Source organism: Thermonema lapsum, from assembly GCF_011761635.1.
Lineage (GTDB): Bacteria > Bacteroidota > Bacteroidia > Cytophagales > Thermonemataceae > Thermonema > Thermonema lapsum.
Map to the genome: position 1 here is coordinate 13,753 of NZ_JAASRN010000003.1, position 25,201 is coordinate 38,953.

Annotated in this window: 19 protein-coding genes and 1 tRNA gene; 8 read left to right on the plus strand and 12 right to left on the minus strand. The window is 48.7% G+C overall.

All coding sequences use genetic code 11. The annotated features are described in order from the left end of the window. Positions 1–94 precede the first annotated feature (94 nt). Together dxs and FHS56_RS09690 are read left to right on the plus strand one after the other, a co-directional pair. Positions 95–2,077, plus strand: coding sequence for a 1-deoxy-D-xylulose-5-phosphate synthase (dxs, locus tag FHS56_RS09685; RefSeq protein WP_166920273.1), 1,983 nt, complete (start codon positions 95–97; stop codon positions 2,075–2,077). Positions 2,078–2,117: 40 nt separating this feature from the next. Beyond that, a tRNA-Gln gene (locus FHS56_RS09690) sits at positions 2,118–2,190 on the plus strand. 62 nt (positions 2,191–2,252) lie between these two features. On the opposite strand, the gene FHS56_RS09695 is transcribed toward FHS56_RS09690, so the two are convergent. From FHS56_RS09695 to FHS56_RS09735, 9 genes are all read right to left on the minus strand, one after another. Next, complete coding sequence (locus FHS56_RS09695; RefSeq protein WP_166920275.1) at positions 2,253–3,113, minus strand: sterol desaturase family protein; 861 nt, start codon at positions 3,111–3,113, stop codon at positions 2,253–2,255. Positions 3,114–3,557: 444 nt separating this feature from the next. After that, entirely contained in the window at positions 3,558–4,433 is an 876-nt protein-coding gene (locus FHS56_RS09700) for a DUF4249 domain-containing protein (RefSeq protein WP_166920277.1), read from the minus strand. A gap of 4 nt (positions 4,434–4,437) precedes the next feature. Beyond that, positions 4,438–6,789: a TonB-dependent receptor gene (locus FHS56_RS09705; RefSeq protein WP_243844205.1), complete on the minus strand. Its 2,352-nt coding sequence runs from the start codon at positions 6,787–6,789 to the stop codon at positions 4,438–4,440. Positions 6,790–6,859: 70 nt separating this feature from the next. Beyond that, complete coding sequence (gene trmD, locus FHS56_RS09710) at positions 6,860–7,549, minus strand: tRNA (guanosine(37)-N1)-methyltransferase TrmD (protein WP_166920552.1); 690 nt, start codon at positions 7,547–7,549, stop codon at positions 6,860–6,862. Between the two features lie 21 nt (positions 7,550–7,570). Continuing rightward, a complete protein-coding gene (locus FHS56_RS09715) occupies positions 7,571–8,221 on the minus strand; it encodes a hypothetical protein (protein WP_166920279.1) in 651 nt (216 codons plus the stop codon). A gap of 105 nt (positions 8,222–8,326) precedes the next feature. Continuing rightward, positions 8,327–10,681 carry a ribonucleoside-diphosphate reductase subunit alpha gene (locus FHS56_RS09720; protein WP_166920281.1) on the minus strand — a complete coding sequence of 785 codons (2,355 nt, stop codon included), beginning with the start codon at positions 10,679–10,681 and terminating at the stop codon, positions 8,327–8,329. Between the two features lie 384 nt (positions 10,682–11,065). Beyond that, the gene (locus tag FHS56_RS09725; protein ID WP_166920283.1) at positions 11,066–12,550 is read right to left on the minus strand and encodes a phytoene desaturase family protein; all 1,485 of its coding nucleotides are present in this window, start codon (positions 12,548–12,550) and stop codon (positions 11,066–11,068) included. Between the two features lie 521 nt (positions 12,551–13,071). Beyond that, complete coding sequence (gene dnaJ, locus FHS56_RS09730; protein WP_208409671.1) at positions 13,072–14,205, minus strand: molecular chaperone DnaJ; 1,134 nt, start codon at positions 14,203–14,205, stop codon at positions 13,072–13,074. Between the two features lie 33 nt (positions 14,206–14,238). Continuing rightward, a complete protein-coding gene (locus tag FHS56_RS09735) occupies positions 14,239–14,874 on the minus strand; it encodes a nucleotide exchange factor GrpE (protein ID WP_166920285.1) in 636 nt (211 codons plus the stop codon). Between the two features lie 162 nt (positions 14,875–15,036). Between FHS56_RS09735 and hemE the strand changes: the two genes are divergently transcribed. Together hemE and FHS56_RS09745 are read left to right on the plus strand one after the other, a co-directional pair. Further along, positions 15,037–16,071: a uroporphyrinogen decarboxylase gene (gene hemE / locus FHS56_RS09740; RefSeq protein WP_166920287.1), complete on the plus strand. Its 1,035-nt coding sequence runs from the start codon at positions 15,037–15,039 to the stop codon at positions 16,069–16,071. A 120-nt stretch (positions 16,072–16,191) separates the two neighbouring features. Beyond that, positions 16,192–17,358, plus strand: coding sequence for a Na/Pi symporter (locus tag FHS56_RS09745; RefSeq protein WP_166920289.1), 1,167 nt, complete (start codon positions 16,192–16,194; stop codon positions 17,356–17,358). 63 nt (positions 17,359–17,421) lie between these two features. Here the strand turns inward: FHS56_RS09745 and FHS56_RS09750 are convergent, their stop codons facing one another. Together FHS56_RS09750 and FHS56_RS09755 are read right to left on the minus strand one after the other, a co-directional pair. Continuing rightward, complete coding sequence (locus FHS56_RS09750) at positions 17,422–18,468, minus strand: hypothetical protein (protein WP_166920291.1); 1,047 nt, start codon at positions 18,466–18,468, stop codon at positions 17,422–17,424. Then, a complete protein-coding gene (locus FHS56_RS09755; protein WP_166920293.1) occupies positions 18,458–19,189 on the minus strand; it encodes a TrmH family RNA methyltransferase in 732 nt (243 codons plus the stop codon). Before FHS56_RS09755 ends, FHS56_RS09750 begins: the two co-directional genes overlap by 11 nt. A gap of 111 nt (positions 19,190–19,300) precedes the next feature. Here FHS56_RS09755 and FHS56_RS09760 point away from each other — a divergent pair, with 111 nt between their 5' ends. The 4 genes from FHS56_RS09760 to FHS56_RS09775 are packed head-to-tail and all read left to right on the plus strand — an operon-like array spanning position 19,301 to position 23,151. Beyond that, positions 19,301–19,969, plus strand: a complete 669-nt coding sequence (locus tag FHS56_RS09760) for a TetR/AcrR family transcriptional regulator (RefSeq protein WP_166920295.1) — start codon at positions 19,301–19,303, stop codon at positions 19,967–19,969. 33 nt (positions 19,970–20,002) lie between these two features. Next, positions 20,003–21,316, plus strand: coding sequence for a phosphoribosylamine--glycine ligase (gene purD / locus FHS56_RS09765; RefSeq protein ID WP_166920297.1), 1,314 nt, complete (start codon positions 20,003–20,005; stop codon positions 21,314–21,316). A 58-nt stretch (positions 21,317–21,374) separates the two neighbouring features. Then, the gene (locus FHS56_RS09770) at positions 21,375–22,640 is read left to right on the plus strand and encodes a PSP1 domain-containing protein (protein ID WP_243844206.1); all 1,266 of its coding nucleotides are present in this window, start codon (positions 21,375–21,377) and stop codon (positions 22,638–22,640) included. Next, positions 22,561–23,151 (plus strand): gliding motility lipoprotein GldH, encoded by a 591-nt coding sequence (locus FHS56_RS09775; protein WP_208409672.1) that lies wholly within the window; start codon positions 22,561–22,563, stop codon positions 23,149–23,151. Before FHS56_RS09770 ends, FHS56_RS09775 begins: the two co-directional genes overlap by 80 nt. Before the next feature lie 255 nt (positions 23,152–23,406). Here the strand turns inward: FHS56_RS09775 and FHS56_RS09780 are convergent, their stop codons facing one another. After that, positions 23,407–25,191 (minus strand): T9SS type B sorting domain-containing protein, encoded by a 1,785-nt coding sequence (locus tag FHS56_RS09780; protein ID WP_166920301.1) that lies wholly within the window; start codon positions 25,189–25,191, stop codon positions 23,407–23,409. Positions 25,192–25,201 lie beyond the last annotated feature (10 nt).

Sequence of the window (25,201 nt, forward strand, 5' to 3'; positions counted from 1 at the left end):
AAAAATGTGTATGTTTGTTAGACTTGCAGACAACCATTTTTTGAAAAATTAGTTTTATCATTTCATGAGTATGAATAAATTAAAGCACATAAACATGAGCGTATCTAATATAATCAAACCCGGTCCTTTGTTGGAAAAAGTAAACTATCCCGAAGACTTGCGCAAGTTGCCGCTTGGCGAGCTGCAGCAGCTTTGCTTTGAGCTGCGCGACTACATCATAGACGTGGTGTCGGTATATGGTGGGCACTTTGGTGCAAGCTTGGGCGTGGTGGAACTGACCGTGGCTTTGCATTATGTGTTCAATACGCCGGACGATAAACTGGTGTGGGATGTAGGGCATCAAGCTTATGGGCATAAAATCATCACCGGGCGGCGCGACTTGTTTCATACCAACCGCCGCTACGGGGGTATTTCTGGATTTCCTAAAATCAAAGAAAGCCCCTATGACCATTTTGGTGTAGGGCATTCATCTACTTCTATATCGGCGGCTTTGGGCATGGCAATAGCTTCGAAGTTGAAAGGCGAAGAGCACCGCCACCACATAGCTGTCATTGGAGATGGTGCCTTGACCGGCGGCTTGGCTTTCGAAGGCATGAACAATGCGGGGGCTTCTGATGCGAATCTGTTGATTGTGCTTAATGACAACTGCATGTCTATTGACCCCAATGTGGGGGCTCTCAAAGAATACTTGACCGACATCGCCACTTCTTCGACCTACAATAAACTGAAGGATGAAGTGTGGAAGATGTTAGGGGTGCTCAATAAGTTGGGCATTCATGCCCAAGAATTGGCATCGAAGATAGAGCATACGTTTAAGAGTTTCTTGCTCAAACACAGCAACTTCTTTGAATCGCTGAACTTGCGTTACTTCGGTCCGGTGGATGGGCACGACGTGGAACATCTGGTGCATGTTCTAGAAGACCTAAAGAAAATACCGGGTCCGAAATTGCTGCACTGCGTAACGGTGAAAGGCAAGGGGTATGCCCCCGCCGAAAAAGAGCAGACCATCTGGCATGCCCCTGGTACCTTCGATAAGCTGACGGGGAAAATACACAAGAAGCCTGCGGAGAAGCCGCAGCCGCCCAACTATCAAGAAGTATTTGGGCATACGATTGTAGAACTGGCACGCATGAATCCCAAAGTGGTGGGCATCACGCCGGCAATGCCTTCCGGCTCTTCGCTCAATATCATGATGCGCGAAATACCTGAACGTGCTTTTGACGTAGGTATCTGTGAACAACATGCCGTTACTTTTTCTGCAGGCTTGGCAACACAAGGCTTCATACCTTTCTGCAATATTTATTCCACCTTCATGCAGCGCGCCTACGACCAAGTGATTCATGATGTATGCATTCAGGAGCTGCCCGTGATATTCTGCCTTGACCGTGCGGGCATGGTAGGCGCCGATGGGGCTACGCACCAAGGTACTTATGACTTGGCTTACTTCCGTTGCCTACCGAATCTGGTAGTTTCGGCACCCATGAACGAGCAGGAGCTGCGCAACCTGATGTACACGGCTATGCTCGATGCCGAAGAATATGGAAAACGAGCATTCAGCATACGCTATCCAAGGGGGCAGGGAGTCATGCCCGAATGGCGCACACCTCTTGAGCGTATTCCCATAGGCAAAGGACGGATGATTCGTGCAGGTGAAGAGCTGGCTATTCTGACCATCGGGCATGTGGGCAATCTTGCAGTGAAAGCCTACACGGATTTGCTATCTGAAGGCTACAATCCGGCGCACTATGACATGCGTTTTGTGAAGCCGCTGGACGAAGAGCTGTTGCATGAGATATTCCAAAAGTTCGATAACATATTGACCATTGAAGACGGCTGTCTAATGGGAGGTTTCGGCAGTGCAGTACTCGAGTTTATGGCAGACCACGGCTATCATGCGCGGGTCTATCGCCTGGGTGTACCCGATAAAGTAGTAGAGCACGGAACGCAAGAAGAACAGTACAGAGAGTGTGGTTATGATGTGGATTCTATTCGCATGAAAATCAAGGAAATACTGGGTGAACGTAGCACAGAGCCTGTTTTGGATGAAAAAAAATTGCAGGGAAAGTTTGGTAGATAAAAAAAGCCTTTCTATATTTGCATCGTCATCGCAAGGGAATTGGCCGATGGTGTAATTGGCAACACGTCTCACTTTGGCTGAGAAGAGTCCAGGTTCGAGCCCTGGTCGGCCAACGCAACAAAGCCCACTCGAAAGAGTGGGCTTTACTTTTTTAACCCAAAAGGAACAGCAATTGCTATGCCTTTGCTTTTTCTTCCCTCTTTTCGGGTGTTTCGGGCGGTGATGCCGAACGATAAGCTTCAAAGGGAATGCTCAGGAGCCGCAAAATGCGGCTATGTTCTTCTTCTTTTGGGTGGGTGTCTATGCCATAATGTAGTTTTTGTGGCGGGCAAAAGGCGTAAGTACCGAATAGACGGTCCCAAATAGAAAATATGTTGCCATAGTTGGTGTCGGTAAGAGGCAGTCGGTAGTGGTGGTGTACTTTATGCATATTCGGTGAAACGATAAGATAGCTGAGCCATTTGTCAACTTTTTTCGGAAGCCGGATGTTGGCATGATTGAATTGAGAGAAAAGCACCGACAAGCTTTGGTAAAGCATGACCAACCACATGGGTGTTCCGGCAATGAGCACTGCCAAAATGGTGAATGTAGCCCGGAATACGCTCTCGATAGGGTGATGCCGGTTGGCTGTGGTGGTATCTACATATGGGTCGCTGTGGTGGATGATATGAAAGCGCCACATCCAGCGCACACGGTGTTCTAAATAATGAATCAAGTAGGCGCCTATTAAATCAAGCAGCAGCAAACCTAAGATGGCTTCTGCCCATAGCGGTAACTGTAACCACTGCACAATGCCAAAGGAGTGATTGACTGCCCACTGGCTGGACAGGTAAAGCAAGCTGGCAAAAGCTAAATTGATAAGTACGGTTGTAAGTGTAAAGAAAATGTTAATGCCCGCATGTTTCCATTTGTGGTAAGAAAACTTTATGAGCGGAACAATGCTTTCCAAGCTCCAGAACAATGCCAGACCACCAATAAGAAAGGCAGCACGCCAACTGCTTGGAATCGTTTCGAAAAATATTATTATATCTTTCATAATGCAGGTAGAATTTTAAAATGAGCATGCCTTTGTTTGCCTTATAAATATACGGAAATGTAGGAAAAGAAGCGATGCTTGGAAGGTTAAAACAACTTTTTAGTTAGGTGTTTTCTCTTTAAGTTTACATGAGATAATAAAAGTTCTTTCTCTTATTTGCTACCATGAATGTTCAAAAATCTATACAAAGCGAGCGATTGTTAAGAGCAGTAACAAGAACAAACAAGAAAGAATTTTTTGCATTATTTCTCAAATTTGAATTACGGGTTCATTCCTAAGTCAAGAACAAGAGCGTTCAACTTCGTGTTGCGGCAACTCAGGTCGTGAGTACGCTTCGATACCATCCTTGCTTTAAGAACCAACGGCTGTGTAAAACATTGTTTTTTGTACGAGACGAAGGCGTTCGTACAGTTCTTTCCAATTGCTTCTTGATGTGGTGGACGCCTATCGCCTTCTCAACGGTTGTTGGGATTGGCGTTGAGTAGTGTCTTTTCGAATTACCACCGTTTTTTGGTCATAGCTTAGGGCTGCAAATACCCCCCAGCCGCCTTCTACTCCCGAAATAATATTGGCGGGCGGGGCAAAAGGGTTGCCGTTGGCACCGATAGCGTCGTCTACCGTTCGGAAGTAGTCATAAAAGCGCCGGTCGATGTGATAGAGTATGACCTGCAAAGTGTCTTTGTCTTTGAAACGATAGGAAGTGCCCAGTGTTACCTCCCCGTTGGTAGCAAAGAGACCACGATACACAAAATCCAATTTGTTGATAAGTTTTTGTGCACTGTCTTTTAAAATACGCATGCGGTAATAATTCTCTTGGTTCGGGTCTTCGGGGTGGCGTATGAGCAACAGGGCTTTGGCTGTGCTGCTTTTTTCTTCTTTGTTTTTGTCTTCAAATTCCCATGTAATTTCGGTGATAGGCACTTTGGGCAAAAAAGCTGTTTCGGCGGTGATGCGCCGCCCGCGTGTGTCTCTGATTTCAAGCCGATAGGTACCACCGCCCGTAGAATCCACCAACTTATCAGACACATAGTTGTATATTTTGCCAGTGAGCGTGTCTAATTGTGGTTTATATTCAAGTAAAACGCTTTGCCCTCGGTGGGTAATCACCACCGTGGCGTCGTCAACGTTGGGCAGGGCAGGACTGCTGAAATAATTCACGCTCTCGGTAAGCAACAGACGATAGGGCTTGCCGTGCTCTAAGTAGCACTCTACCACCAATTTCGATTCATGTGCCGGCAATTTCACCTCTATGGTTTTTTCGAGGTTGCAGGCAAATAGACACAAGCCGGCAAATAATACATACACAAGCAGACGATACATAGCATTAAAATTTAAAATTCAGGGTGAAGGTAGGAATGATAGGGAATAGGGTTACCTGCTTCGCTTGGAAATACAAGGTTTGGTCGGTATTGGGGTCTTTTACTTCTTCAAAATAAACGAAGAAAGCATTGCGCCGGTTATAGACATTGTACACACTGAACATGATGCTTCCTTCGCCCCAGCGTGGACGCAGTTTATAGGTGAGGCTGACGTCGGCGCGGTGGTAGTCCGGTAAGCGATAATTGTTGCGCTCCGGATAAATAGGCACTACCACCGGGTTTTTGCCCGGCAAGTCTTGGTATATAAAGCGCCCCGTAGGCAGCGAAAAAGCATTGCCAGTGCCAAAGACAAAGTTGAAACCTGCTGACCACCTTTCGGTGAATCGGTGCATCAAGACTACCGACACATCGTGGCGTCGGTCATAGCGTGGAAAGAAAGGCTTTCCGTTGTTGATGGGAGCATTGCCGTTGCTGCTGTCGGCAAACTGACGGAAAGTCCACGATAGGGTATAGCCTACCCAGCCGGTGGTGCGTCCTTTTTTCTTTTCTAAATACACTTCCCAGCCATAGCCCCACCCTTTGCCAAAGACGAACTCTTTGTCCAGATTGTCGTTGAAGAAAAGCTGTGCGCCGTCTTTGTAATCTATTTGGTTTGCCATCCATTTGTAATATACCTCTGTGTTGAAAAAGAAGTTACCTTTTGCAAGCGTGCGGCTCATGCCTATAGCTACTTGTTGCGACTGTTGGGGGGCTACCACACGGTTCGAAGGATACCAAATGTCAGTAGGAAGGCTGGTGCCCGAGTTCGACACCAAATGCACATACTGGTTCATGAGCGCATAGCCAGCTTTGAAAGAAGTTTTGTCTGAGGCACGCCAACGCACCGAAGCCCGTGGTTCTATGCCATAGTACCATTTGCCTTGATTGCTGAAGGCTGACACACGCAAGCCTATTTCACTGCGCCAGCGTTCGCTCCAGTCTATGTCGTCCTGTATGTAGGCGCCCATCTCATGCCCCTCGAAGTTCTGCCCCGACTCGAAATCCACACGTCTGTCTTCGCTTTTAAAACGCAGGCGGCTCACTTCAAACTGATGGTAGGTGTGTTGATAACCAAAGCGTATGAAATGTTTTCTGTTGGGGCTATACTCGAAATCCAACTTGCCGTTATAGTCACGTATGCTCGAGCCTATGTTGAAGTTGAAGGCATTGAATTGGTTGTTAATTTGATATTTGTAGTCAGAAAAGATAAAAGAGGCATTCATGAACAAGCGCGGATGGATGATGTGGTTCCATCGCAAAGTGCTGGTAGCATTGCCCCAATCGAAATTGAAGTTGAAATTGTTGTTGTTGAATTGAAATACATCTCTACCAAAATAACCACTCAGGAACAAGCGGTTTTTTTCATCCAACTCCACGTTTACCTTTGTATTCAAGTCATAGAAGTAATAGTCGGGGATGGGGTTATAGTCTGGGTTGTCTTTGTTGGCTTTATTGATTTGCCTTGTGATGAGGTCGAAATAAGTGCGGCGCCCCGACACAATAAACGAAGCTTTGTCTTTCACAAGGGGGGCTTCCAGTGTCAAGCGGGAAGAAATAAGCCCCACGCCTCCTTCGCCGCTGAACTGCTGTTTGTTGCCTTCTTTGAGCCGTACATCCAGCACCGAAGACAAACGACCGCCAAATTTGGCAGGAAAATCACCTTTGTACAAGGTAACATCTTTTACCGCATCGGGGTTGAAGATGCTGAAGAAACCGAAGAGATGGGAAGGGTTATATACCAAGGCTTCATCTAAAAGGATGAGGTTTTGGTCGGCACCGCCACCGCGCACATACAGCCCGCTGCTGCCTTCACTGCCCGACTGCACGCCCGGCTTCAGTTGTAGTGCTTTGACCAAATCGGCTTCGCCAAAAATTATCGGAATGCTTTTTACTTCTTCCATAGTCAAGCGCTCTACGCTCATCTGTGGGGCATCGAGCTTCTCTTGGAAGGGGTCTGTACTGATAACCACCTGTTGTATGGACAAGGCTTCGGGGCGGAGGCGTATGTCAAGCCGACGATCGCGGCTCAAGTACACTTGCTGTACTACCTTTTCATAGCCTATGAAATAAAACTCTATGGTGAGCGTATCACCGGCAGGCAGGCTCAAAGAATAAAAACCATACTCATTGGTAACGGCTCCTATTTTTAGTGAAGGCACCGACACGGTAACTCCTATCAAATCTTCGCCTGTTTCGGCGTCTTTTACATAGCCGCTGATGGTATGGCGGGGGGTGGGGGCTTGCTGTGCTTGCGTATGGTAGAAGGGGATGCAAGCCACCATGCCCACGCAGAGCCATAAGAACAGTATTTTTTTCATTGTGAAGGTAGATTTTTCTAAAAAACAGAAGAAGCAAAAGATTGTTAGAGACAATGCCCTATTGCTTGGTTTATTTTGAGTCGTTACTGGAGAGAAGGTCTGGGCGTCGCTCTTGGGTGCGTTTCAACGACATCTCGTAGCGCCATTCCTCTATGGCTTTATGATTGCCTGACAGCAAGACATCAGGCACCTTCCAGCCACGAAAGTCGGCGGGGCGAGTATAGACGGGCGGTGCCAGCAGATTGTCTTGAAAAGAGTCCGTCAGGGCAGAGGTTTCGTCGGAGAGCACCCCCGGAATCAAACGGATGACAGCATCGGCAACTACAGCGGCAGCCAGCTCTCCGCCCGAAAGCACATAGTCGCCGATGCTTATTTCGCGAGTAACGAAATGTTCACGCACGCGCTCATCTATTCCTTTGTAGTGTCCGCACAACAGTATCAAATTTTGCTTGCCAGAAAGCTCGTTGGCATCGGCTTGTTTGAACGGTTTGCCGTCTGGAGTCAAGTAGATGATTTCATCGTAGGAGCGTTCGCTTTGCAGTTTTTCAATGCAACGTGCTATTGGCTCAATCATAAGCACCATGCCGGCGCCACCACCAAAAGGGTAGTCATCCACTTGGCGGTATTTGTTGGTGGCATAGTCGCGCAGGTTGTGCAGCTGTATTTCCACCAAGCCTTTATCTTGGGCTCTTTTGGGGATGGAGTGAAACAAAAAACCTTCTATCAGCTCCGGAAGAACCGTGATAATATCGATGCGCATCATAGTGTAGTTGCTTTTATTTTAAAGCTGAAGAGGCATATAGCGAATGCGTATGCCGGGGGCTTGTTTGATGGTTTTTTTCTCTAAAACTACTCGGTAGGCGGCAGGGCTTTCCCATGCTGCCTGCTTGCCCTTTTCTTCTTTGGTGGGCTTTCCGTAACGTGCCGTGTAGTAATCATACATTTTGTCATACCATGCGTTGGCATCGGCTTGGTATATGTCGATGACGATGGATTCGACCAGTTGATGCGTCAGGCTGTCGGTGAAGTATTGTATGTCAATCATTTCGGCGCGTCGCCGGTTGAGGTCTATGCTAAAAGTTTTGAAACAGCTGTCGTCTTCTATTAGCCATGCTTGCTCGTGCTGTAGGACTTTTTGTATGCTATCGCCTAAATAAAACCCGCGCACCACGCCTGTGTCGCTGCCAATGATTAGCTGCACTTCAGCTGCTTGCTCTTTCAAGGCGATGGGCTGCTCGAGGTGTATGTTTTTTTTTACCGTTTCTGCCCATGCTTGTGGTATCGACAAAGAGTGGCTGTTTTGGTTTTGCGTTTGTGTCTTCAGGCTATCGTTTGTGGCAGTTTGCTTTTCTTTTTGCGAGTCGGTGTAGCAGGCTGTCATAAATACAGCCATGAAAAAGAAGATAAGGCACTGTAAATAATGCTTTTGCATGATGCTCAGTTGCTTTGTGCAAAGATACTGAAAGATAGGTATTTCACGTAATAAAAACAGCACCCGTTGGGCAGGTGCTGCTGTTTTTCAATGTTTTACGCTGCATCAGGCGCTGCAGGATTCGCATCCGTCGGGGTCGTCGAGCGAGCAGCTGATGGCATTTTGCTGCTGTTCACGGCTCAGTTCTTGTTGTATTTTTTGGTCAACCGTAAACTTGATGGCTTGGGCAGCCGGCTGCGTGCGCAGATAGTACATGCCCGTCTTCAAGCCTTTTTCCCATGCGTAGAAGTGCATAGAGGTGAGTTTGCCGAAGTTGGGCTCTGCCATGAATATGTTCAAGCTCTGACTTTGGCAGATGAAGGCGCCGCGGTCCGCTGCCATGTCGATAATGGTTTTTTGCTTGATTTCCCAAGCTGTTTTATACAAATCTTTGATGTGCTGCGGAATTTCTTTGATGTTTTGCACCGAGCCGTTGGCAGCCATCAGTTTGTTGCGCATGGTTTCATCCCACAAGCCCAGCTTGATGAGGTCGTGCAGCAGGTATTTGTTCACCACGATGAATTCGCCCGAAAGCACGCGGCGCACGTACATGTTGGAAGTAAAGGGCTCGAAGCATTCGTTATTGCCTAATATCTGCGAGGTGGAAGCCGTAGGCATAGGCGCAAGCAATAGCGAATTGCGTACGCCGTATTGGAGTATTTTCTGACGGAGGGCTTCCCAATCCCAGCGTCCTGAGGTGGGTTTTACGCCCCACATATCGAATTGGAAGATACCTTGTGAAATAGGCGAGCCCTCGTAGGTCTCATAAGGACCTTCTTTTTGAGCCAGCTCCATAGAGGCTTCCAGTGCGGCATAGTAGATAGTCTCGAAGATGTCTTTGTTCAAACCGCGCGCTTCTTCTGAATCGTAAGGCATGCGCAGCATCACGAAGGTATCGGCTAAGCCTTGCACGCCAATGCCGATGGGTCGATGCCGAAGGTTCGATTTGCGCGCTTCGGGAACAGGGTAGTAGTTGATATCAATGATTTTGTTTAGGTTGCGGGTAACTACTTTGGTGATTTCGTAAAGCTTTTGATGGTCAAATTTGCCATCTTTCACAAAGCGAGGCAAAGAGATAGAAGCCAGGTTGCAGACGGCAATTTCATCGGGGGCGGTGTACTCTATAATTTCGGTACACAGGTTGCTTGACTGAATGGTGCCAAGGTTCTTTTGATTCGATTTGCGGTTGGCATGGTCTTTATAAAGCATGTAGGGGGTGCCGGTCTCCACCTGCGATTCCAATATTTCGAACCACAGGTCTTGGGCGCGTACTACCTTGCGGGCACGTCCTTCACGTTCATATTTTTCATACAGACGCTCAAACTCTTCGCCGTAGGTTTCATGCAAGCCGGGGGCTTCGTTGGGGCAAAAGAGCGACCATTCGCCGTCTTCTTTCACCCGTTTCATGAACAGGTCGGGAATCCATAGAGCATAGAAAAGGTCGCGGGCACGCAGCTCTTCCTTGCCATGGTTCTTTTTCAACTGCAAAAACTCGAAGATGTCGGCATGCCAAGGCTCTAAGTAAATGGCAAAGGCACCTTTGCGTTTGCCGCCCCCTTGGTCCACGTAGCGTGCGGTGTCGTTGAATACGCGCAGCATGGGCACTATGCCGTTTGAGGTGCCGTTGGTGCCGCGTATGTAAGAGCCCGTTGCCCGTATTTTATGAATAGACAAGCCTATGCCCCCTGCCGCTTGCGAAATTAAAGCACATTGCTTGAGGGTTTCGTAAATCCCTTCGATGCTGTCTTCTTTCATTTGCACCAAGAAGCACGAAGACAATTGGGGCTTGGGGGTGCCGGCATTGAAGAGCGTAGGGGTGGCATGAATGAACCACTTCTCCGACATCAGATGGTAGGTTTCAATAGCCGCATCGATGTCGTCTTTATGGATGCCTACGGCTACGCGCATGAACAGGTGCTGCGGGCGCTCCACGATTTTGCCGTTGAGCTTGAGCAAGTAAGAGCGTTCAAGCGTTTTGTAGCCGAAGTAATCGAAGTAATAGTCCCGTTCATAGTTGATAGCGGCATCGAGGCGGGCGGCGTGTTTGCGCACCACTTCATACACATCTTTGGCAATCAGTGAAGCGTTTTGCCCGGTTTTGGGGTCTACATACTCGTAGAGCCGCTTCATGGTATTGGAAAACGACTGGCTCGTGACTTTGTGTAGATTGGAAATGGCAATGCGCGCCGCAAGGATGGCGTAGTCTGGGTGGATGGTAGCCATAGAAGCCGCCGTTTTTGCCGCCAGCTCGTCCAGCTCTGTGGTAGGGATGCGGTCGTAAATACCGGCAATCACCCGCTTGGCAATCTCGACTGGCTCGATATAGTTGGTATCGAGTCCATCACACAGTTTTTCTATGCGCGCCGTAATCTTGTCGAACTTCACCGATTCGAGGCGCCCGTCTCTCTTCGTAACTAACACTTTGATATGTAATTTTTTAGGTTATACACAATGAAATTTATGTCTTGGTTCATTAAACGCTTACTGAGGGATAATAGTTTTTTAATAAGATGATTTTGTTGTAAGTGCTTGTTTTTTAGTGTTTTATGTTTTAAGAGTATCTTTTTGGGCAAACACAAAGATTAAAAAAACAAAATGCAAAATCAAAGAAGAGCGAATTGTCTTATTTTTGGTGTATGTAATTTTGTTTTTGTTTTTGAATGAAAACAATTCTTGAATATGCTTTTTTAAGGAATAGAAAGCAAATAAAACCAAGACATACAGCCTGTAAAGACTGTATGCCTTTTGCTATTAGGAAATAAGTATTTTTTCTCTGTTTAGTCGGAGTGTGTAATTTTTGATAAATCAATTTTTTGAGAAGTGCTTTTGTATGTAATCGGCAACCACCTGACCGGAGATGAGTGCAGGAGGTACTCCCGGACCGGGCACGGTCAACTGTCCTGTGAAGTACAAGTTGCTGACTTTCTTGCTTTTGATGCGTGGGCGGAAGAGGGCTGTTTGCATCAATGTATTTGCCAAGCCGTAGGCATTGCCCTTGAAGGCATGATAATCACGCACAAAATCGCTGCCGGCATACGACTCTTGCACTTCTATAAAGGGGCGGATGCTTTCGCCTGTGTAGTACTCCAGCCGCTTCATGATTTGTTCGAAATAGCGGGCACGCACTGCGGCTGTGTCTTGCAAGCCGGCGGCAATGGGAATGAGCAACACCAAGTTTTCTTTGCCTTCAGGGGCTACTTGGGGGTCGGTAATCGATGATGCCGAAAGGTAAAACAAAGGGTTCCGAGGCCATTGGGGGCGGGTATAGATGTCGTGGGCATGTTGTTCGAAATCTTCATCGAAGAAAAGCACATGATGGCGCAGGTTCTTTATTTTCTTGCTTATGCCCAAGTAATAAAGCAGGGCAGAAGGTGCCATCGTGCGTTTTTGCCAGTATGTTTCACTGTATTGGCGGTAGGCAGGTTCCAGCAGCTGGCTTTCTACGTGGTGATAATCGGCACCAGCTACTACCACGTCGGCTTCATAACTTCTGTTATTGGTGTGCACTGCCTGCGCTTTGCCTTGGTTTACCTCTATCCGCTCTACTTCTGCACCGCAAACAAGCTCCACGCCTTGTTCTTGCGCCAGCCGCAGCATGCCTTCCACTACGCTGTACATGCCGCCTATGGGATACCAAGTGCCCAGTGCCACATCGGCATAGTTCATCAGGCTGTAAAGGGCAGGGGTATTTTTGGGCGTAGCCCCCAAAAACAAAATAGGAAACTCCATCAGCTCGATGAGCTTGGGGTGCTTGAAGAATTTGCGCACGTGTTTATGGAAAGACTGCAGTGCTTGCATGCGCAGTATATCTATGAGCAATTTAGGGTCTGCAAACTCCCATGCCGAAAGAGAGGGCTTATAGACCAGCTTGCCTACGCCCACTTCATACTTATAGGCAGCTTCTTGAAGAAACTGCTCGAGACGCTGGCTGCTGCCCGGCTCATAGGATTCGCACAGCGCTTTGAACTCATCCATGCGGGCAGGTATGTCCACTTGTTCTTCTTTGCTGAAGACTACACGGTAAGAAGGGTCGAGGCGTTGTAGGGTATAGTAGTCTTCCACCCGCTTGCCGAAGCGTTGAAAATAGCGTTCAAATACGTCGGGCATCCAGTACCAGCTGGGACCCATATCGAAATGAAAACCTTGGCGTGAGAGGCGGCGTGCTCTTCCGCCAGCTTGTTCATTCTTTTCCAAGATGGTAACTTTCCATCCGTGCTGTGCCAGACAAGTGGCAGCAGCCAAACCGGCAAATCCGGCACCAATAACTACGGCTTTGGGTTGTGTGTTCATGAATGCTTTGTACTTTTTTCTCGTTTCTAACAAGGAAATACTAAGAATGTTTGATTATGTGCGGCGTTCCTTCGAATGCTCATTTTTTTTCAGGAAGACGCACGGGCGCCTATCTTGGCGTAAAATAGACTTTTTTCTGGTAAGCGTGAATGTATTTTTACCTTGGTAGGCTCAAAAACGAGGGGAGCTGGCTGCTGCTTTCAACGGAAATGCGAGCTGCCCGGTGGCTTGCGCACAAATGCTACCTTCCTTATAAAGGGGATGAACTTCAGGATAGATGGCGCTCCCAAGCTCTTCTCTTTGCTCTACAACAAACACTTGTTGGTGTAGTAGTATAGCATGAAAAAGTGAGGGGCAAAGCTGTAGCTGTTTTACTATACCTCGCATGGAAGGGCAGGAAAAAGTAGCCCTGTGTATGGTTTCTTAAAAGCCGGCTTTATGGTATTGGGAAGGCAGAAAAGAAAAGGCAGCCTCTACTGCTGTGAGGCTGCCTTTTCTTTGTTTTTATGTACTGAAAGAGATTACTTGAAGAATTCACGAATTTTTTCAAAAAATCCTTTTTCGCGTTTGTCGGGGTTAGGTTGGAAATTGGGCGAATGACGCAACTTTTCAAGCAATTTTTGTTCTTCGCTGCTTAGTTGCTTAGGCACCCACACATTCACATGGATGAGCTGGTCGCCTTGGTAGCCGTCGATGTCGCGGATGCCTTTGCCTCGCAGGCGCAAGATTTTTCCACTTTGTGTGCCCGGTTCTATTTTTATTTTTACTGCACCGTCTATGGTGGGTACTTCTACGGTAGTGCCGAGTGCTGCATCTATAAAGCTGATATAGAGGTCATAGACTATGTTGTTGCCATCGCGCTTGAGCTGCTCGTCTTCGACTTCATCTATTACGATGATGAGGTCACCGGGCGTGCCACCTCCGGGCGGGTAGTTGCCCTTGCCTCGCATCGATAGCTGCATGCCCCCGACCGCCCCTGCCGGAATGCGTACGCTGATGGTTTCTTCTTTTTGGGTAACGCCTTGCCCATAGCATACCTCACAACGTTCTTCTATAATTTTGCCGGCACCTTGGCAAGTGGGGCAGGTAGAGGTAGTAATCATCTGCCCTAAGATGGTGTTGGTGATGCGCTGCACTTGCCCAGTGCCACCACAAGTAGAGCAGGTGCGTAGGGCAGTGCCTCCTTTGGCACCGGTGCCATGGCAGGCATCGCAGCTTACCTCCCGTTTGATTTTTATTTTCTTTTCAACCCCCTTAGCTATTTCTTGCAAGTTCAGCTTCAAGCGCACCCTCAGGTTGCTTCCTTTACGGTGATGACTGCGCCCGCTGCCCCCGCCAAAGAAAGTTTCGAAGGGGCTCCCACCCTCGTTGAAGATGCTGCTGAAGCGCTCAAATATATCTTCCATGCTACTGAAACTACTGGCACCTCCGTTCACGCCGGCATGTCCGAATTGGTCGTAACGACGGCGCTTTTCGGGGTTGCCCAGTACTTCATAGGCTTCGGCAGCTTCTTTGAATTTCTCCTCTGCCTCGGGGTCATTGGGGTTTTTGTCGGGGTGATATTTGATAGCCAGCTTGCGATAAGCCTTCTTGATTTCCTCTTGAGTAGCCGTGCGGCTTACTCCCAACACCTCATAATAATCTCTTTTTGCCATGATTTATGCTCTACTTTATAAACGCTTTCTTCATCAACTACCTACGACTACTTTGGCAAAGCGCAGCACCTTGTCGTGCAGATAGTAGCCTTTTTCTATGGTATCAATAATCTTGCCTTTCAGCTCCTCGTGGGGTGCAGGTGCTTGTGTGATGGCTTCGTGGAGGTCGGCATTGAATTCGGTGCCGGCAGGGGTTTCTAATGGTTTTACCCCATATTTTTCAAGTGTGCGCATGAACTTTTTGTAAATGAGCTCGATGCCTTCTTTGATTTTGTCGCTGCTTTCGGTTTGCTCAATCACTTGCAGCGCCCGCTCGAAGTCATCGACGATGGGCAGCAAGTCTTTGATGAGCTGTGCGTTGGCTTGCTGCAGAAATTCGGTCTTTTCTTTGTTGGTGCGCTTGCGGAAGTTGTCGAAGTCGGCATATAAGCGCACATACTTATCTTTCAACTCTGCCACTTCGGCTTGCAGTGCTGTTATTTTGTCGGCTTGCGCTTGGGCATGGTCTTCTGCTTCCTGTACCACCTCTTCGGGCGAAGGTACAGGCTCTTCTATTTCTTGAACTTCTACTGGCGCATTATGCTCTTCGTGTTTTTCTTGTTGTTGATGTGCTTGTTGGTTGAGTTGTTCTTCGAAATTGTCTTGTTGTTTCTTTTTATCTTTTGCCATGTTTTGTTTCCTCCTTTTTCAAAGTTTCTTAGCGTAAGAACTACAACTTCTTTGCCGAACTGTCAGAATATGCCAAAATGGCAGTAAATGATAAAAAACGCTTCTTTCCTGCAAAGATAGAGAAAGATTGCGTAACATTGTGCGTAAAATGCATTGAGGAATATGAGTTTAAAAAATGATTTGTTGCTGCGTTCAGCCCGCGGAGAGGTGGTAGAACGTGTGCCTGTATGGCTGATGCGACAGGCAGGGCGCGTTTTGCCCGAATACCGTGCCGTGCGCGAGCGTCTGAGTGGCTTTGTTGAGCTGGTGAAGACTCCCGAGCTGGCAGCAGAAGTAACCATTCAGCCGGTAGACCTGCTGGGCGTAGATGCAGCCATCATCTTTTCCGACATATTGGTGGTGCCTGAAGCCATGGGATGCCCCTATGAAATGGTAGAGAAGCGGGGTCCTTTCTTTCCCAATACCATACGCTCAGAAGCCGACTTGCAACGCCTGCACGAACCCGAGGTAGAAGATGCCTTGAGCTATGTATTGGAGGCTATACGCCTGACCAAGCGGGAACTGAACGGGCGTGTGCCTTTGATTGGCTTTGCTGGTGCCCCCTTTACCATCTTTTGTTATATGGTGGAAGGGCAAGGCTCAAAGACTTTTGCCGTAGCCAAGCGTATGCTCTATGAAAATCCACCTTTGGCTCATCGCCTGTTGGATGCCATCACTCGGGTAACTACTGCTTATTTGAAAGCACAGATAAAAGCAGGTGCCGATTTGGTGCAGCTCTTCGATTCATGGGCAGGCATTTTGTCGCCGCAGCAATACCGTGCGTTTGCTTTGCCTTACGTTCGTCGCATTTGCGAGGCAATACAGGAAGTGCCGGTAACTGTTTTTGCCAAAGGAGCACACTACCTGACAGCTGACCTGTTGCAGATTGACTGCCAAGTGATTGGCTTGGATTGGACCATGGACTTGGCACAGGTGCGTGCACAAGTGGGGCAACAGAAGACACTGCAGGGCAATTTAGACCCCTGTGCTTTGTATGCTTCCGAAGCAGAAATTAGCCGCTATGTAGAGCAGATGCTGCAGGCAGCAGGCAAGCAGCGTTATATTGCCAATTTGGGGCATGGTTTGTATCCAGACACCGACCCTGCCCGTGTGCGTCATTTCGTGGCTGCGGTCAAAGAACTTTCGGCAGCCCTTTGAAGCAAGCAGCAGCGTTTTGTGTTAAGGGACTGTTAGTAGCATGTTAAATTTTTTGCATACTATCTTTGCTATCAATAGATTAGCTAATTTTGTCCTGCTTGAATGCGATAGATGATTACAATGAGAAATTTGCCTTGGCTTAGATTCATAGGGCGTGCAGCTGCTTTGGTGGCTGTGGTTTGTTTGTTTTTGGTGGCAATTGAGCTGATGGTAGTGGCGGTGCAGCAGAATGCTGAAGCACAGGTGCGTGCTATTTTTCAAATGATACATAATCCTTTTGTGGCGCTCTTTGTCGGTATTTTGACCACAGCACTGGTGCAGAGCAGCTCTATGACCACTTCCATCACGGTAGCATTGACTGCAGCCGGTGCTTTGACCTATGCGCAGGCGGTACCGGTGATAATAGGTGCCAATATAGGTACTACGCTCACTTGTTTTCTGGTTACTTTGGGGCACGTGATGCGGAAAAAAGAATTCCGGCGGGCAGTCAGTGGCAGTGCTTTGCACATGCTTTTCAACCTGTTGACGGCTTTGCTTCTTTTTCCGTTGGAGTTCTTTGGACATGTTCTGTCGGGTGCAGCGCACTGGCTGGCACAGCAGATGAGCGGCATTACCGAAGGATGGTCGTTTCAGGGGCTCAACCACTGGGTGATTCACCCCCTTGCCGAACAACTGATGCGCTGGGTTGGCGGGTCGCTGCTTCTGACCTTGGGGCTGGCTTTTTTGTTGATTATTGCCTTTATCCGTTTGCTTTCTTTGATGTTTAGGGGCTTTTTGGAGCAGCAGATGTTTCATCGTGTAAGCCGCCTGTTGACAGGCACCCCTTGGCGTGCTTTGTTTTCGGGTTTGTTTTTGACCATTCTGGTACAGTCAAGCTCTTTGACTACCTCGCTTATCGTGACGGCGGTGGCTTCGAATCGTCTTCCGCTGGGGCGTGCATTCTGGCTTATCATGGGCGCCAACATAGGCACGACGCTCACTGCCCTGCTGGCATCCTTGGGGCATGGCGAGGCAGCCCTTACCATTGCCCTTACGCATGTGTTGTTTAACCTCTGCGGCATATGTCTGCTGGCTCCTTGGACGCCCATACGTGAGGGCATCGTGCATATGGTAAGCCGTCTGGGGCGTTTGCATGTGCAGCACCGCATGTTGGGTTTTGTGGCAGTACTGTTGTTGTTTTTTGTTTTGCCTTTTCTGCTTATCTATACCACCCGTAACGAGAATGAAAAACGCTTGTCGCCTGTCTCTCAGCAAGAAGAGCAGAGGCACCCCGATTTACTGCCGTAGTCAAGTGAATAAAGCATGGCTTTAAAAGGATGCTTGCTTTCTCTCTTACACAGAGACAGGCGTTCAGTACAGGCGAGTAAGTGCATGGCGTAGCTGTTGCCGCACGATGTCGCCCATGTTGCGGCAGCGTAAAAAGGCGGCATCCCCGTGATACTGTGCCAGTTCTTGTTTGAGCTGTTCTACTTTTTGGGGTGGGGCAAGGGTATCGGCACGCATGCAGTCTATCAAGTCTTTGAGGCGGTAGCGTGCTGCTTTCAGACGGCGCACAATCAAAGTGCGCTCTTCCTGTTGGTACTGTTTGATGCTGCGCTCGTTGAGTAATTGCAGGCTGAGCTGTACCAAACGATAGTTTTCTTTGAAAAACTGCGGCATGTAGAGGCGGTAGCGCCCTTCGTAAGACTGTTGGTCGAAGTCTATAGCACGGATGCGGTACTGCTCGTTGTCGAAGTCGGGGGTGATGTCCACCACGTAGTTGTAGGCACGCATATCGCCCAGAAGGCGTACAAAACAGCGCTCGTTGAATTTGACGAACTCCTTGGCAACCCGCACCAAGTTGGTTTCGGGGCGTTCAAGGTAGCGTTTGATGAAGGCATCGCCGGGGATGCCGGCAATGTGTTCTTCGATGAGCGTGTCGCGAAACACCAAAAAGTTGATTCGATTGGGCGAGAGCAGGTGCTCCAGCTCCAGACCATAAATGCGCGAGGCATCGGCACGCTTCACATAGAAATAATCGTAGTTGTCGTTGTAGCGGTTGATGATACGAATGCGGAAGGGATTGGAATTGCCAAAGGTGCAGTAGTCGATGCGGTCTACCGACAGGTGTTCGCTGAAAGCCATGTCGCCGTCGGTGCGCAAAATGGCGTAGATGGTCGTGAGTTTCCGGTTCAGTTCTTCGTACATATACGATGGATAAATGACACTCTCCCAGAGGGTATCATTGCCCGATTGGTCAATGACCGGAAAACTCTCTTGATAGTGCAGCAGGTCGTCGTAGAGCAGAGGCAAGCGGCTGACACGGTCGTAGTGCCACAAATATTTGCGCAAAAAACCCTGAATGGGATAAACTGGTTTTTTCTTGGATATGTCCATTGCTTGGGTTTTAATTGGCATTGCTTGCTTGTTCTTCGAAGAAGCGTGCCAGCAATTTGTTGGCGTCCGATACGCTCTTGAGAGTCCATTCAATCAGCTTGCGCAAGCGCAACTCCTCGCTCAGTTGCCATTTTATATCCGATTGGTGCAGACGGCGTGTGCTTTCATACAAAATGATGGCAGTGGCTACCGATAGGTTGAAGCTCTCGGTAAAGCCATAAATGGGTATTTTCACGTAGGCATCAGCCATCTCCATGGCGGTGGGGGTGAGTCCGTCTTTTTCGCCGCCCATGATAAACGCCGTAGGGTAGCGCAGGTCTAATTCGTGAATATAGCAGTCGTCTTGGTGAGGGGTAGTAGCCACCAAGCGATAGCCTTGGGCTTTGAGTGATTGTAAACACACTTCGGTATTGTTTTGCTCTTTCTGGTCATAGATGTGCAGGTCCACCCATTTGTCTGCTCCTTTGGCTATGCCTTTGGCTATTTTGTACTCGTTATGGTTTTCGATGATATGCACTGACTGCACCCCGAAGCATTCGGCAGAGCGCACCACCGCACTGGCGTTGCGTTCTTGGTAAATGTCTTCTACGACTACAGTGATGTGATAAGTTCTATGGGCTATTTTTTCTTGAAAAAGTGTTTTTCGTCGTGGTGTGATGTAGTGGCTCAGAAAGTCCCACAGGCGTTGTTGTTCCTCTATGCTTAACTTTTTTTCGTTCAATAACTTTTCCCACTGTTGCATAACGTCCTGTTTTTTTGGTGCAGATTGCTAAGCGTTTTACTTTTATAGTTAAGCCGAAGGCATGCCCTTCCTCTATAAATTTTGTAGATTTGTCCTTCAAAGTTAGGGAAAATGTCAAAGACTCTATCGAGACGTGAACAGGCGAAGCAAAATCGAAGGGAAGCGATTCTTAAAGCGGCAGAATTGGTTTTCTTTACTAAAGGCTTTCGCCAAGCTACTATGGATGACGTAGCCAAGCGGGCACGGCTAAGCAAAGCCACCCTTTACAGCTATTTCAAAACTAAAGACGAATTGTTCTTTGCCATAGCCCAAAAAGGCAACGAAATATTGCAGAAACAACTGCGTGAAGCCATCGAAGGGCATGAAAAGGGAGTAGATAAAGTGCGTGCCATTGGTTATGCTTACTTTGATTTTGCTACGCGCTACCCCGATTATTACAAGGTCATTGCCTACTTTACCTCTGGCGACAACTTCGAACTGGACGAAGCTCTGGAGCGCGAAATGCTGCACATGGACGACATCTTGGCTGAGTGTATTGAGTGGGGCATACAAGACAGCAGCATCAAAAAAGGAATAGACCCGCAGGTAGTGTCGAAGTGTCTGTGGGCTATGGCAAATGGCATCATGCAGCTGGTCTATCACAAAAGCTCTTTGTTGCAGAAATACCTCAGCATTGAGCGTGAGCGCATCATGAATACCTTTTTCATGTTGCTCGAAGAGAGCCTTTCGACCGAGGGCTATTTGAAAAAAAGTCAAAATCTGAACGCATCTGATTCTTAACCATCCAAATAACCTTCACTAACTATAACTTCTATGGCACGAGTTCTTGTTTTAGGAAGTGGCGGCAGAGAGCACGCCTTCGTATATAAAATAGCACAAAGCCCGCTTTGCGAGGCTTTGTTTGTTGCGCCGGGCAATGCTGGCACTGCCCGGCATGCTCAAAATGTGAACATAGACCCCATGGACTTTGAGGCGGTTGCCCGCTTTTGCCAAGAAAAAAGCATTGATTTGCTGGTGCCCGGTCCAGAAGCTCCTTTGGTGGCAGGCATCCGCGATGTGCTGGAAGCCCAACCGCAACTCAAAGGACTGAAAATAGTGGGACCTTCACAGAAAGCTGCCCGTTTGGAAGGTAGCAAAGACTTCGCCAAGCAGTTTATGCAGCGCTATGGCATTCCCACCGCCCGCTATCGCACCTTCGAAGCAGGGCAGCTGCAGCAAGCGCTCGACTATTTGCAGCAACATCCTTTGCCTGTGGTCTTGAAAGCCGACGGGCTGGCAGCAGGCAAAGGGGTGCTTATATGCGAAAGCCACGAACAGGCAGTTGAAGAGATGAAAGCCATGCTTTCGGGCAAATTTGGCGAAGCAAGTCGCAAGGTAGTCGTAGAAGAGTTTTTGCAAGGCATAGAAGTGTCGGTGTTTGTGCTTACCGACGGCAAAGACTATCTCGTGTTGCCCGAAGCTAAAGACTATAAGCGCATAGGCGAGGGCGATACCGGCTTGAATACCGGAGGGATGGGGGCAGTGTCGCCGGTACCTTTTGTTAATAAAGACTTCATCGGCAAGGTAGAAGAGCGTATCATACGCCCTACCCTGCAAGGTTTACAACAAGAGCAAGCCCCTTACTGCGGCTTCATTTTTCTTGGTTTAATGAACGTCAATGGCGACCCTTATGTGATTGAGTACAATGTGCGCATGGGCGACCCCGAAACGCAAGCCGTTTTTGCGCGCATCGAGTCGGACCTACTGGAGCTGCTTGACGCCACGGCTGCTGGCACCCTCAAGCATCAAAGCCTGCAAATCAGCCCTTACACCGCGGTAACTGTGGTGCTTGCATCGCAGGGCTATCCTCAAACCTATGAAAAAGACAAAGTCATCGAAGGCTTCGACGAAGTGGAAGAAGCTATCATTTTTCATGCAGGCACCCGCCAAGACGGCAAAGGACAAATACTGACTGCAGGCGGGCGTGTGTTGGCAGTAACCTCTCTGGCAGAGACCCTGCCGCAGGCACGTCAGTTGGCGATGAAAGCAGCCGCAACCATCCGCTTCAGTAACAAGTATTATCGTCGCGACATAGGCTTGGACTTGGAGCGCTACGAGCAAGAAGCAGAGGCTTCGCGGCAAAACTAAAACCGTATTTACCTTGTTGGAGGTAAGTACTTAACCCTTTAAAAACCGTAGAATGACTATGGCTTGTACGAACTGTGGTACCGCCAAACCCGCAGGCTGCCGGAGCAATGGCGGCTGCGCCACCGGCGGATGCAATAAAATGAATGTATTTGATTGGCTCAGCCATCTGGATATTCCCCCCGACGAACCATTCGACGTCGTGGAAGTACGCTTCAAAAACGGAAAAAAAGAGTTTTTCCGTAATTCCGAAGGCTTTGCTTTGGAAACCGGCGACCCGGTGGTCGTAGAGATGCCCACTGGCTACCATATCGGTTACGTATCGTTGCGGGGCGAATTGGTGCGTCTGCAGATGCGCAAACAACGACTGGCAGAAGATGCCGAACTGCCCCGCATCCTGCGCCTGCCTACTGAGGCAGATATGCAGAAATTCCAAGAAGCCAAAAACAGGGAAATGCCCACGCTCTTTCGCACTCGTGAGATTATACGCGAATTGGGCATGCAAATGAAACTCAACGACGTAGAGTATCAGGCAGACCAAACCAAAGCTACTTTCTACTATACCGCTGACGGGCGTGTGGACTTTCGCGAGCTGATTAAAATCTTGGCTTCGGAGTTCAAAATACGTGTAGAGATGCGGCAAATAAGCTTGCGTCAGGAAGCTGCCCGTTTGGGGGGGATTGGAGTCTGTGGGCGCGAGCTCTGTTGCTCTACTTGGCTCTCCGACTTCAAGAGCGTAGCCACTTCGGCGGCGCGCTATCAGAACCTGTCGCTCAATCCCGCCAAGTTGTCGGGGCAATGCGGGCGCCTGAAGTGCTGTCTCAACTATGAGTTAGACACCTACGTAGAAGCCCTCAAAGACATCCCTGAGGTGGAAGTGCTCAAAACAGCCAAAGGCGATGCTTACCTGCGTAAAACCGATATCTTCAAGAAAATACTTTGGTTTTCCTACGAGAACGAGAGCACTTGGTATCCTCTGAGCGTAGAGCGTGTGCGTGAAATCATGAAAATGAACGAGGTAGGGCAGATGCCTGAACTCCTGCAGGAAACAACTTTGCTCGACGACGACGAGGCTATAGAAAACGACATCAGCACAGACCTTGAGCGCATAGAAGAGCACATGAAAGAGAGCGAAGATGCCAAGCCTAAAAAGAAACGCCGCAAAAAGAGCAAGAACCGCAAGAAACAACAAGAAGGAAATGGCAAAAATACTGCTCATGACCAAGCTCAAAAAAGCGAAGCAAGCAATGATGAAAACGCTTCATCCGGCAGAAAAAAACGTAACCACCAACGACGGAACAACAACCGTCGGCATGATAAATCATAAATCTTTGCCTATGAAGATTGCTAAATCTTTGCTCTTTTGCTTGTTGGGCTTTTTTCTGTTCTCTGCTTGCAGCGACGACCGCCTCGTTTATGAAAAAATCTACTCTCTGCCCGGCGGTAAGTGGTATGCCGATTCCGTGCTGCGCTTTGAATTGCCCGTAGCACAAGCCGGCAAATACGACTTGTACTACCACATACGCAATACTCTGGACTACCCCTATTACAACATGTATGTGCAATACAGCATTGTGGACAGTGCCGGTAAGGTACTTGCCAAAAACTTGCAGCATATTGTATTGATGGACCCCAAAACGGGCGAGCCTTATGGTACCAATCTGGGCGACATCTTCGAGCATGAGCTCATTGCCTTGCCAGCATACGAATTCCCTGCGCCCGGCAAGTATGTCTATCTCATACAGCAATACATGCGCGAAGACCCTTTGCCTGAAGTGCTTAGTTTCGGCGTAAAGTTGCGTCGCTATGAAGACGATGCCCCGGCAGCGAAGCCCTAAAACAGCTTGCCAAACGCTTTTTCTGTTTCTTTGGGAAAGCTTCAACAGGCGCTTTCTTCACAAAAAGCGCCTGTTGCTATTCTGTAAAGCGTTTCTCTGTATCATTTCGAGTGATTGCAAGCGTCAATGGAAGACTTCTTTGCTTCTTGTAATATGGTTTGATTGAGCGCTCCCACTCGCTTCGCTTGTAGATGACAAGCTACCTTTGATGTATCTGTTTTCGTTTGAGTTTTGGGATAAGAAAACCCCAATCTGCTACCGTATGAGTGTAAGCACTCCTTGAAAATGGTAGGTTCTGCCCAAATAGTCTTCGGCTGTGGCATGGTACAGATAACTGCCCGGAGGGGCTTGGGCGCCGTCCCATCCTTGTTCTATGTTGCTACTTTCAAAAAGCAGGCTGCCCTTGCTGTCGTAGATTTGCAGGCGGTAGCGGCGCACAAATGCTCCTTTGGGATGGAATGTGTCGTTTAAACCGTCTCCATTCGGCGTGAAGGCAGTAGGGAAATGCAGCTGCAGGGGGCGTTCAATGCGCTGGCGGTTTGAACGGCTGACAAAGCCGCTCGGCAGAACGCTTTCTATATGCACATACAACAACTGCTGTTGGGTGTCGGCGGGCGAGAAGTCGCTTTGTAAGACACTACCTGCCGCGAAGCGTTCCAATACATTGCCCGCTTCATCGCTGACTACTATTTCGTAAGTCTGACTTATGACCGTGTCGTTGCGGCGGTAGGGGCGCCACGACAAACGGTAGGCGTTTTGCCCCTGTGGGTTCACCTCAAGCCATAAGGGGCAGATGTAATCGCTGAGCGCAATGGTGCCGCAGTCGCTGTTTTTTCTTAGTTGCCAACATACGGCTGCTGTCAAGGGGGCTTGGCTCGTGAACGTGCCACTGTTGGGCAGGTTGTTTGTGGCTTGACCATTTTGCCACAACTCCAATTCTTGCAGTTCAGCGTAAACGCTTTCGTCGTTGCGCCAATTTGCCTGCAGGCGGTTGTCGTTTGTGAACGAAAGCTGCAAATTGCGCACTTTCACAGGTAGCTGGGTAAGAGGCGGGCTGTAAGTGGCAGAGACAAAAGAGACCGACTCTCCACAGGCATTGCGTACTGTAAGCCGGAAGCGCAGGCTTTGCGTGAGCGTATTGCCTTGCCACACGTATTCTACCGAAGTGGCGGTGCTGTTTTCGATATGCAAGACAGGCTCATAAGCGCCGTTGTTGCGCGATACTTCCAAATCGTATTGCCAATCGGCATGCAGACCTTGCCAAGAAAGCAGCACTTGCCCCTTACAAACGGACAAGGGGCTTTGTACTTGCATCTGAAAGTTGAAATTCAGATTGCTGATGTCTTCGTAGATGCTAAGCGTAAAAGTAGTGTCTTTGCCGCAGTTCTGCCCGTCGGTGCGATTGAGGATGTACTCGCCACGCACAATGGGCGTGTAGTTGCCGGCTGTGGCATAGACATGAGTAAGGCTACTACCGGGCAGCAGCATTTGCAGGGGGCTGCCGTCGCCCCAATTCACCACATACTGCTCATAGGGGGTAGCGGCTGCCGTTATGCGCAGGCGCCTGCCGTTGCAACGCTCCATGCGTATTGGCGGCACGGGTACTGCCAGTACTTCCACGTAATTGCTTTTGGTGAGGCTGTCGCCGATAAAACCTCCATTGCTGTCGGGGAAATTACCATACTGCGTGATGCTATAGATGCCCGGCGTGGTGTAGGTAAACGTATTGGATGGCGTGCGTACACCCCCTTCCTGAAATCGATAGGCTATGTTTTGCCCACCGCCGGTGCAGTCAATCAACTCAATGCTGAAAGGCGCGCATGCCCGTATGCGTGTAGCACCTGCCGGGTAGTCTTTGGCATAAAAACAAGGGCTTTGGGCTTGTGCCGACTTGCTTTCCCATACGCTTGTCCATAGCCCTATAGCACAAAAAAGAAGGCAATGCCTTAAACGAAATAAAGAAACAAAAGACTGCATATTGAATTCCATCGCTTGTATATCCGCTTCGTATTGTACAAGGTAATACGTTGAAACAGCCAAGCGGTGTTGC

Coding starts and splice junctions, on each gene's coding strand:
- dxs (WP_166920273.1), top strand. CDS start 95: ATGAGCGTATCTAATATAATCAAACCCGGTCCTTTGTTGGAAAAAGTA.
- FHS56_RS09695 (WP_166920275.1), bottom strand. CDS start 3,113: ATGAAAGATATAATAATATTTTTCGAAACGATTCCAAGCAGTTGGCGT.
- FHS56_RS09700 (WP_166920277.1), bottom strand. CDS start 4,433: ATGTATCGTCTGCTTGTGTATGTATTATTTGCCGGCTTGTGTCTATTT.
- FHS56_RS09705 (WP_243844205.1), bottom strand. CDS start 6,789: ATGAAAAAAATACTGTTCTTATGGCTCTGCGTGGGCATGGTGGCTTGC.
- trmD (WP_166920552.1), bottom strand. CDS start 7,549: ATGCGCATCGATATTATCACGGTTCTTCCGGAGCTGATAGAAGGTTTT.
- FHS56_RS09715 (WP_166920279.1), bottom strand. CDS start 8,221: ATGCAAAAGCATTATTTACAGTGCCTTATCTTCTTTTTCATGGCTGTA.
- FHS56_RS09725 (WP_166920283.1), bottom strand. CDS start 12,550: ATGAACACACAACCCAAAGCCGTAGTTATTGGTGCCGGATTTGCCGGT.
- dnaJ (WP_208409671.1), bottom strand. CDS start 14,205: ATGGCAAAAAGAGATTATTATGAGGTGTTGGGAGTAAGCCGCACGGCT.
- FHS56_RS09735 (WP_166920285.1), bottom strand. CDS start 14,874: ATGGCAAAAGATAAAAAGAAACAACAAGACAATTTCGAAGAACAACTC.
- hemE (WP_166920287.1), top strand. CDS start 15,037: ATGAGTTTAAAAAATGATTTGTTGCTGCGTTCAGCCCGCGGAGAGGTG.
- FHS56_RS09745 (WP_166920289.1), top strand. CDS start 16,192: ATGAGAAATTTGCCTTGGCTTAGATTCATAGGGCGTGCAGCTGCTTTG.
- FHS56_RS09750 (WP_166920291.1), bottom strand. CDS start 18,468: ATGCCAATTAAAACCCAAGCAATGGACATATCCAAGAAAAAACCAGTT.
- FHS56_RS09755 (WP_166920293.1), bottom strand. CDS start 19,189: ATGCAACAGTGGGAAAAGTTATTGAACGAAAAAAAGTTAAGCATAGAG.
- FHS56_RS09760 (WP_166920295.1), top strand. CDS start 19,301: ATGTCAAAGACTCTATCGAGACGTGAACAGGCGAAGCAAAATCGAAGG.
- purD (WP_166920297.1), top strand. CDS start 20,003: ATGGCACGAGTTCTTGTTTTAGGAAGTGGCGGCAGAGAGCACGCCTTC.
- FHS56_RS09770 (WP_243844206.1), top strand. CDS start 21,375: ATGGCTTGTACGAACTGTGGTACCGCCAAACCCGCAGGCTGCCGGAGC.
- FHS56_RS09775 (WP_208409672.1), top strand. CDS start 22,561: ATGATGAAAACGCTTCATCCGGCAGAAAAAAACGTAACCACCAACGAC.